The sequence below is a fragment of the Asticcacaulis sp. genome, from assembly GCF_027484505.1.
In the GTDB taxonomy this organism is placed as follows: domain Bacteria; phylum Pseudomonadota; class Alphaproteobacteria; order Caulobacterales; family Caulobacteraceae; genus Asticcacaulis.
Window position 1 is genome coordinate 1 of record NZ_JAIXSV010000213.1, and the last position, 9,101, is coordinate 9,101.

Consider the following 9,101-nt stretch of genomic DNA (forward strand, 5'->3'; position numbering starts at 1 on the left):
CGCTGCTCCATCTCGTTCAGCACCAGTATACTCCCCGTCAGGCCGATCAGCCCCCACGTGCTGAGGGCGGGCCAGCGGCCGCCCTGCCGCGCGACCAGATGCGCCAGCAGTGCGCCAAACGGCACCACAAGCAGCAGGTCGTAATCCATCAGGCGCGGATTGAGCAACTGCGCCAGCCCCAGCCCCAGCACCAGCCGTTCCTGTGTCCTGAGTTGCCCCAGTTCCGCCAGAGCCAGTCCCGACAGGGCCAGCGTCCCCATCACAAGAGGCAGAAGCGACAGGGCCACAGGCGAGGTGCTGTCTATGCCCCAACTGTGCAGCCAGCCGAAATAGCTGATGCCCGTCTGGTCGCTGAGCACCACCTGCGACAGGGTGTCTTTCCATAGCGGGGTGAGGGGTGACGCGCTGTGCAGCATCCACAGGCTGAGGCTCAGGCCCGCCACGACCCCCACCGCCGTCCAGCCGAGGCGCCAGCGCAGGGGACGGTCCATAAAGGCCAGAACGATCAGATAGGTGAGAAGGACGGGCTTGATCAGGCTGACGACGGTGACGGTCAGCACAAACGGCCACACCCGCTGCGGCAGGCTGAGCGCTCCCAACAGCACCACGCCATGCAGCAGGATGGCGATATTGCCGCAGGCGATGCAGCCGCCGGTAAACAGGGCCAGAAAGGGCAGTTTCAGCCTGATATCGACCTCCGGCAGGGCGAATTTGACGGCATAGGCGCTCAGCCCGCAGAGCGCCAGCAGCCACAGACCGCCAAACAGCAGCCGGTAGCCGTCGGCCCCCAGATGCCCGATCACAAAGGCCACGCCTTCGACGACGGGCGGCGCGTAGACGAAGGTTGCGCTTTTCAACCCTGCACAGGCCGGGGTGAGGTCGTAAGGGTTGCCGCCTTTCAGCAGGGTCAGGCCTGCGCAGGTGACCGCATCGAAATCCTCAAAACCCGGCGTGCCCCGCACAAAACGCCCGGCCAGTCCCCCCAAAACCGGAAGCGAACATAAAACGCCCCACCACAGCGGGGGCAGGTGCGTCAGGCGGGGACTGGCGGCCATATCTTTTCTCTCTGTGTCGAAAGAAAAGACAGGTCGCCGCTCATGTGGATGAAACTAAGGAGACTCTGTGTCCGCCGTCTCGCAGTCGTGGCAAAAACCGGGCAATGATGTCGTTTCCGGTGTTTTTTGGTGTCAGGGCCTATAGGCGTCCCTGTAAAATATCACCCAGAAAAAGCTTGGGATTTTTCAGGGTCTGCCGGATAATATCCTTGTTTTGCCGGATCACGATAAGGCTGACCCACAGGACAAGGGCGACGAAGGCCGGGGACATGATGTCGGCGGGTTTGAAGTCCTTGATCGGTAAAACGGCCATGAAAAAGCCCGCGACGCCGATCCACAAAAACGTCCACGACACCTGAGAAAAGGTCCGCTCGCCGTAATCGCGCGCCACCATGACGACGGCCGCCAGCATGGTCGGCAGGAACAGCATGTCGTAGGACATCATGCGCGGATTGATCAGTTGCGCCATCCCAAGCCCGATCAGGATGCGCGTATCGAGGCTCAGCTTACCGAGATCGCACAACAGAAGCCCGGCCAGCGCCATGATCGGGAAATAGACCGCAAAGGCGATCAGGGTGGCGGGATGATCAATGGTCAGGCCCACCCATTCGGCCCAGGCGAGCAGGGTATAGCCCGGCTGTTCGATCAGGGTGATGTCGTAAATGGTCTTTTGCCATACCTCATACAGCGGGCCGGCGGTGCGGCTGATCCACACATAGAGGCCGATGCCGAGGGCGGCCCCGGCGGCGGACCACAAAAGCCGCGAGCGCAGGGGCCTTGCGTCGTACATCAGTACGATCAGATAGGTGAGGAAGACCGGCTTGATGATCGACGACACCAGCACGACCAGCAGGAAGGGCAGGCGGGTGCGGCGGATCATCAGCGCTGTGCCGATGGCCGCGGCGTGGCAGATGACGGCGATATTGCCGCACGATACCGCTGAGCCGGAAACGATCGTATAGCCCAGCAACCGGATATGCAGCGGCAGGTTGGGGAAGCTGCGCTTCAGCCCGTACCACGCAATGACCAGCAGGGCGGCGATCAGAAACGGCGCATAGAGCCAGCGCGCCCCGGTCAGCCCCGTCACCTCGATAATCGGGCGCAGGAATTCACCAATCTGCGGCGCATAGACGTAAGGCGCGGCCTTGAGGCCTTCGCAGGCCGGCGCATAGGCATAGGGCGACAGTCCGCGCCGCATATAGTCTGCCCCGCAGATCAGGGCGTCAAAGTCGTTCATCCACCACTTGCCCTTGACCAGACGCCCCAGCAGGTGGCTGACCACCGAAAAGCTGATCAGGAAGAGGAACCAGAAGCGCGTGGATTTTTTCTGCGTGTGCGCCTGCAACCACGTCAGGGCGTCGGGACGGGGCTTGCGGAAAAATTCAGTCAGGGACACGGGCAGACTTTCGGAGCAGGAGAGCGGTGAGGATGGCGTCGCGGCACTGGGCGAAGGTCAGGGCCCCCAAAGCCAGCACGTAAAGACTTAACAGCAAGGTACTGATGCGCGTGGTGAAATCGCCCAGTTCGGCCGCCCCGCCGATCAGACAAAAGACGCAGATGACGGTCAGAATCGTGCGGCCGCGGTCTTTCAGCACGCTCAGCGGTTTGGAGGTTGCGATGAGGGACGGGCTATACAGCGCGATATAGGCCAGGCCGACGCCGATCAGGAAAACGTCCTGCGACATCAGGCGCGGAATGGTCAGGACGCCAAGGCTGAGGCCCAGCCAGATGCGCGCGCGGGTGTCGAATTTCAGCCCTTCGGCGATGGCGAGGCCGCTTAAGCCCATCAAACCTGCAAAGACCAGCCAGCCCAGATTGGCCCCCACACTGTCACCGCGCAGGCCGAACAGGCCCAGCCAGCCATAGAAGCTCTCGCCCGGCGTGGTGGTATAGACAAAGCCCGACAAGGTGGCGCGCCAGCTTTGCGACAGGGCGGAGCCTTCGGCCGCAAACAGGAGGGTTGGCGCAAGCCCGGCTATGGCCGCGACGGCAGACCAGCCGAGGCGCTTCCATAGAGGCAGGTCGATAAACAGCAGCACCAGCAGATAGGTGAGGAAGACCGGTTTGATGACCCCACACAGGGCGACTACGGCGGCGAACAGCCACGGATAGCGCTTGGCAAACAGCGCTGAGGCCAGCACGGCGGCGTGGCACAGGACGGCGATATTGCCCCACACTACGGCGCTGCCGGTCAGGAAGGCGGCAAAGGGGATTTTATCGAGCAGGGTGGGGTGAAGTTTCTCCTCCCCTGCGACAGCGGGGGAGGTGGATTCGATGCCGGAGGCGGCGAAGACGGAGGGGGTATCAGTGTCTGTAAGCCCCCTCCGGCGCTGCGCGCCACCTCCCCCGCTTTGCAGGGGAGGAGAAAAGTAGGCGCCGCCGAGCAATACCGCCAGACTGAGGACGTAGAGCGCACCATAGAGCCAGATCAGGCCGTCCTGACCGATCAGGCGAATCACGCTGGCAAAGGCTTCGGCGACGACGGGCAGATAGACATAGACCGCCGTTGTGCCCTCCATCGCCTCGCATTTAAGGTTGAGATCATAGAGCGCGCCGCCGTCGATAACCTTCTGCGCGCCACAGGCCACGGCGCGGTAATCACCGAACCAGGCGTGGGATTTGGCGATCTTACCCAACACGCCGGAGAGCAGGGGCAGGAAAAAGACGAAGACAATCAGTCCGATACGCAGCGCCGGGGGAAACCGTTTCATCCACACCTCAAAAAGCCCGCCGACCTCCGCTCAAGGCCGCGTCGGCGTCGCGCCATTTTGATGCCGCTATGCCAAATCAAAAGTTTGTTATATACCGCGACCCACACGGCCACAGGCCCGCACCATAAGTTTCAGGAGTTGTTTTTGCCAGACGCAAATTTTGCCGCTGACAAAGCCCCGGACGCCGCCGCGCCCGATCTCAGCCTTATCATCTGCACGCTGAACGAAGGCGCGGCCATCCGCAGCGTGATCACCGAGATCGCCGGGCACCTGAGCGGCCTCAACTATGAAATCCTCGTCATCGATGACGATTCGAAGGACAATACCGCCTCCGAAGTGACCGATCTGGGCAAGAGCGACCCGCGCGTGCGCCTTTATGTGCGCAAGGGTGAACGCGGCCTGTCGTCCGCGGCTATCCGCGGCTGGGACATGGCGCGCGGCCGCGTGCTGGGGATTATGGATGGCGACGGTCAGCACGATCCGGTGGCCATTCGTGCCTTGGCGGACATGATCCTCAAAGGCGACAAGGACCTTGTCTGCGCCTCGCGCTATATCGGCAAGACGGATACCGGCCTGAGCTTTATCCGTGATCTGGGCTCAAAGGCGGCGACACTGGCCACCGGTCTGGTGCTGAAAGCGCCCCTGACCGACCCGATGAGCGGCTGCTTCATGATGACGCGCGACTGGTACGAAACCGCGCGACCCAACCTGACCGGGGTGGGCTTCAAAATTCTGGTCGATCTGGTGGCTTCGACCAAGGTGCGCCCGCGTTTCGGTGAGGTGAAGGCGTCGCTGCGTCAGCGTCAGGGCGGCGAATCCAAGCTCGATATCCGTGTCGTGCTCGATCTGGGGGCGCTACTGATCGAAAAGGCCACCAACGGCATTATTTCCGCGCGCTTCGTGCTGTTCGGGCTGGTCGGCGTGTCGGGGGCGTTTGTCTATGCGCTTATTCTGGCGCTCAGCCACTCCCTGCTGCGCGTCGATGGCGGCCTGCCGCTCTATCGCTATCAGTTGCGCTATGACGACATCATCAATTTCGGTCTGGCCATCTGGCTGTCGATGACGTGGAACTTCTATATCAACAACGTCCTGACCTTCCGGGACAAGCGCCTGAAGGGCTGGCCTATGCTTACCGGCCTGCTGGGCTTCTATTTTGCCTGCTCCATCGGCGCATTGCTCAGCCTTGGCGTGGCGATCCTGCTGAAAGACTATTTCGGTATCCACTGGTTCGCGGCCGGCATTTCGGCGGCACTGCTTAGCGGCGTGTGGAACTACTGGGGCGCCAAGGCCTTCGCCTGGAACCAGAAAAAAGGGACCAACTAAAAAAAGCGCCCTGCACCAAGGGGGGGAGGTGCAGGGCGTCAGTGGACCCGGATATCCTCTGAAATCAGAGAATGGGGAGGGGGGTTAGTAACGATCGCGACGGTCGTAACGGTCGTCATAGCGATCGCGGCGATCATAACGCTCGTAGTGGTCACGACGCTCATAGCGGTCATCGTAGCGGTCGCGGCTGCCGTAGTACTGGCACTGGGTATTGTCCGAACCGACCTTGGCCCCGATCAGGCCGCCGACGACAGCGCCCAGAATGGTGCCTTCGGTGCGGGCGTTGCGGGCCGAGACGCCATTACCGACGGCGGCACCCGCGACGGCACCCAGAACCGCGCCATTGGTCTTGTTATTCGTCTTGCGCTCGGCGCAGGCTTCCGAATAACCGCGGCGCTCATAACGGTCGTAGCGGTCATAGGCCGAAGCGGTGCCGGCCAGACCGGCGCTCAGAACCATGGCCGAGGCCACGGCCGACAGGACGATCTTTTTCGTGGTGTTGAACTTGGTCATGGTGAGTATCCTTTCGGGTTTCTCTCAATTCCGCGGCGGGTCAGCCCGTCGTTGATGAGGACCTTTATAGGCCCCCCAACCTGAACGGTTTTTGAGAACCCTGTTCATCTTCGTTCATCTTGGCATTTTCTTTTGCGGGCCTTTCAGGCTGCTGTTTTCCGAAAACGGTTTACAGATCAACAGGTAACTGACCTGACTGTGCCAGAAGCGGGGAGGGCGGCCTGACGCGGCACATAACTTTTTTCAAAATTTTTGTTCAGCTTTGGGCTCCATCTCATCAGGAGCGGAATAGCTTTTCCGCTCCCGTTTTTTGGCCTTCGCCTCATCTATTTCCAAAAAGTGCATTCCACTTTTGGGTATGAGGCTCTATTAGCCGCCCATGACTGATGTGACCCTTACCATCGAAAAAGTCGGCTTTCAGGGCGACGGCGTGACGGCGGACGGCGTGTTCGTACCCCTGACCCTGCCCGGCGAAACCGTGCGGGCCTCCGCACCCAGGGAGGGCCATGCGCGCCTGATCGAGGTGGTGACGCCGTCCGCTCAGCGCGTCGCCCCCGTCTGCCCGCATTTCAGCCAGTGCGGCGGGTGCAGCCTTCAGCACTGGGAGATGGCGGCCTATAGCGACTGGAAGCGCGCCAATGTCGAAACCGTGCTGCGCCGGGCGGGGCTGGAAACCGAAATCGCGCCCATTCTGACCACACCGCCCGCCACGCGCCGTCGTGTCGGCCTGCACGCCAAACAGTATCGTCAGGGCAAGACGGTACGCACCGAGCTGGGCTATAAGCGGCGGCGCTCGTGGGATCAGGTGAAGATCGAGGTCTGTCCGGTGGCCGATCCGGCCCTGATAGCGGCCATACCCGTTTTGACCGAAATCGCCGCGCACCTGTTTGAGCATCCGAAATCCGCCCCCATCCTGTCGGTGACCGTCTCCGATACCGGGCTGGATGTCGATGTGCGCGGCATTGAGCGCAGCAAGAGCGGCGGTCTGAGCGCGCAGGCACGCATGGAGATCGCCCTGATCGCGCAGTCGTCGGACATCCGTCTGGCGCGTATTTCGATGGCCGATGACATCCTTTATCAGTCACATCTGCCCAGCGTGCGCTTTGGGCGCGCCACGGTGGACCTGCCGACCGGTTCGTTTTTGCAGGCCTCCCCAAAGTCGGAGGCCGATATGGTGGCGCTGGTCAAGGACGCTGTGGCGGGGGCTAGGCGCGTCGCGGACCTGTTCTGCGGGGCGGGCACCTTCACCTTTCCGCTGGCCGAAACGGCGTCGGTCTATGCGGCTGACGGCGCGGGTGGGGCCGTGCGGGCGCTTAAGGCCGCCATTGGCCGCGCGCCGGGTCTGAAACCCATCACGGTCGAAGCGCGCGACCTGTTCCGCGCGCCGGTGGTGGCCGAAGAAATGGCCGGCTGGGACGCCGTGGTCTTCGATCCGCCGCGCGCCGGGGCCGAGGCGCAGGCGCAGCAGATCGCCCGCTCACAGGTGGCGCGCGTCGTCGGCGTGAGCTGTAATATTCAGACCTTTGCCCGCGACGCCAAAATTTTGACCGAGGCGGGCTTTCAACTGGATCGGGTGACGCCTATAGATCAGTTCCTGTGGTCCGGCCATGTCGAGCTGGTCGGCGTCTTTTCGCGGTAATTGCCTTGATCTCTGTCGTCATTCCCACCCTCAATGCCGAAGCCACACTGGTGCGCACCCTGGGCGCGCTGGTTCCGGCGGTGGTCGAAGGCCTGATCAAGGAAGTGATCATCGTCGATGGCGGCTCAGAAGACGCGACACTGGAAATCGCTGAATCCACGGGCTGTACGGTGCTGCACGCCGACGCGGGGCGCGGCCTGCAACTATGGCAGGGCTGTAAGGCGGCCAAGGGCGACTGGCTTATGATCCTGCACGCCGACTCGCTCTTGGGCGACGGCTGGATGGACCATGTGCGCGACCACATGAAGCATTTTCCGTTGCGCGCCGGCTATTTCCGGCTGGCCTTTGATGACCCGTCGTGGTTCGCCAGCTTCTGGGCCGAGGTGGTGGCCTTTAATTCACGCTGGCTGGCCATTCCGTCGGGCGATCACGGCCTGTTCCTGTCGCGCGCCCTTTATGACGCCGTGGGCGGCTATAAGGATCAGGTGGCGTTTGAAGACCTGAGCATCGACCTGGCTCTGGGCCGGGCACGCCTGCGACCTATTCCGGTATCGCTGACCACCAATGGCGAGCGTTTCCGCAAAGGGAGCTGGTATCTGTCGCTGTTCGGTAAGGCAGGCGGCTTTGTGCTGTACCTGCTGGGCTTCCCGCCCAAGCCGCCGGTGAAAAAGGCGAGTTAAAACTCTTTTCTTTGGCGCTCTACGTGTTACCTTCGAACTTGCAATTGGAGGGGGAAGTCGTGTTGCGCACTGGCATATGGATCGCCTTACTGGCCACCGTGATGGGAATGATAGCATTAGCCTCTCAGGCCGATGAACGCGAAGAGTATTGCGGCTGGGTTTACCCGGTATCTGCTTACAGAGCAGATATCGCGGGTTTGTCGATAGAGCTTCCAAAGATAGGCCAGATCAGCGTCAATAAAGGACCCATTACTTCGGTTGATAAGCCGCAGTCATGGGAGGACTCTGCGAACTACGCCAGTGTTGCCAGAGCGGGTGACGGTATTTTGGTTATGACTTATGAAACCGACTGCGTAGATTTTGACAGGGCTTGGATTCACATACTGAATAAGGATGGAACGCTGCGCCTGTCTCAGCAACTGTGGGACGCACAGTATCACTCAGGCTTCATCCGTCAGAGGGACAGGTTGCTGTACTGGAGCGAGTGGTTCTGTGATGTCTCCAATTCCGAGCGCAAACCCAAATCGTCTTACGTGTATATACTGGCGGACGGAGCCAAGACCTTTGTCAAAGAAGACCGTCCGACGCAGGAATTATGTACGCCGACGGTTCAGACACAGATGCGGGTAAATAGTATTATATTCGGTCGTATGGTGCCGATTATTCGATAGTCTTACTTATCGGCCAGAATATCGACGATTTTGGCGTCAGACGCTGCCAGCGCCAGAGTCTTTGACGGCTTGCCCATGATCTGACGGTAGATCCAGTAGGAAGCTACCACCTCTTCGACATATTGCCGTGTCTGGGCCACTGGAATCGACTCCATCACCAGCAGAGAGTCGGCGTCATCGCCCAGCGAGCGCATGGCGTCCTGAACCCACTTTTCGCCGGCATTGTAGGAGGCCACCACGCGGAACAGGTCGGAGTCGTTAATGCCCGACGCCGCCAGTTTCAGCATGTAGGACTGACCTACCTGAAGATTGACCGCCGGGTCGAGCAGCTTGTCCGGATTGCTCATCAGGCTGGAATCGCGCGTCACCACATAGGCGGTGGCCGGCATCAGTTGCAGCAGGCCATAGGCCCCGGCATAGCTCTTGGCCTTGGCGTTGAACTTGCTCTCTTTTTTGGCGATGGCGAACAGCAACGCCTTGTCGATGCGCCAGCCTTCGGTCGGCTCGAA

General features: G+C 61.1%; 9 protein-coding genes. 4 read left to right on the forward strand and 5 right to left on the reverse strand.

The genetic code is table 11. The annotated features are described in order from the left end of the window. The 3 genes from Q0072_RS12705 to Q0072_RS12715 all read right to left on the reverse strand — a co-directional run. On the reverse strand, positions 1 to 1,055 hold a 1,055-nt coding region (locus tag Q0072_RS12705), incomplete at its 3' end, for a hypothetical protein (RefSeq protein WP_298330699.1). 139 nt (positions 1,056 to 1,194) lie between these two features. Further along, complete coding sequence (locus Q0072_RS12710) at positions 1,195 to 2,451, reverse strand: hypothetical protein (RefSeq protein ID WP_298330702.1); 1,257 nt, start codon at positions 2,449 to 2,451, stop codon at positions 1,195 to 1,197. Then, positions 2,438 to 3,766, reverse strand: a complete 1,329-nt coding sequence (locus Q0072_RS12715) for a hypothetical protein (protein ID WP_298330704.1) — start codon at positions 3,764 to 3,766, stop codon at positions 2,438 to 2,440. Before Q0072_RS12715 ends, Q0072_RS12710 begins: the two co-directional genes overlap by 14 nt. Positions 3,767 to 3,910: 144 nt before the next feature. Here Q0072_RS12715 and Q0072_RS12720 point away from each other — a divergent pair, with 144 nt between their 5' ends. Continuing rightward, positions 3,911 to 5,089: a glycosyltransferase gene (locus Q0072_RS12720; RefSeq protein WP_298330706.1), complete on the forward strand. Its 1,179-nt coding sequence runs from the start codon at positions 3,911 to 3,913 to the stop codon at positions 5,087 to 5,089. 84 nt (positions 5,090 to 5,173) lie between these two features. Here Q0072_RS12720 and Q0072_RS12725 read toward each other — a convergent pair whose 3' ends face one another. Next, positions 5,174 to 5,602 carry a glycine zipper 2TM domain-containing protein gene (locus tag Q0072_RS12725; RefSeq protein ID WP_298330709.1) on the reverse strand — a complete coding sequence of 143 codons (429 nt, stop codon included), beginning with the start codon at positions 5,600 to 5,602 and terminating at the stop codon, positions 5,174 to 5,176. A 379-nt stretch (positions 5,603 to 5,981) separates the two neighbouring features. On the opposite strand from Q0072_RS12725, the gene Q0072_RS12730 reads away from it, so the two are divergent. The 3 genes from Q0072_RS12730 to Q0072_RS12740 are packed head-to-tail and all read left to right on the forward strand — an operon-like array spanning position 5,982 to position 8,592. Further along, positions 5,982 to 7,241, forward strand: coding sequence for a class I SAM-dependent RNA methyltransferase (locus Q0072_RS12730; protein WP_298330712.1), 1,260 nt, complete (start codon positions 5,982 to 5,984; stop codon positions 7,239 to 7,241). A gap of 5 nt (positions 7,242 to 7,246) precedes the next feature. After that, positions 7,247 to 7,921, forward strand: a complete 675-nt coding sequence (locus Q0072_RS12735; RefSeq protein WP_298330714.1) for a glycosyltransferase — start codon at positions 7,247 to 7,249, stop codon at positions 7,919 to 7,921. A 59-nt stretch (positions 7,922 to 7,980) separates the two neighbouring features. Beyond that, positions 7,981 to 8,592, forward strand: a complete 612-nt coding sequence (locus Q0072_RS12740; RefSeq protein WP_298330717.1) for a hypothetical protein — start codon at positions 7,981 to 7,983, stop codon at positions 8,590 to 8,592. Positions 8,593 to 8,594: 2 nt separating this feature from the next. Here Q0072_RS12740 and Q0072_RS12745 read toward each other — a convergent pair. After that, positions 8,595 to 9,101, reverse strand: a 507-nt coding sequence (locus Q0072_RS12745; RefSeq protein ID WP_298330720.1) for a transglycosylase SLT domain-containing protein, incomplete at its 5' end; no start/stop codon positions are given.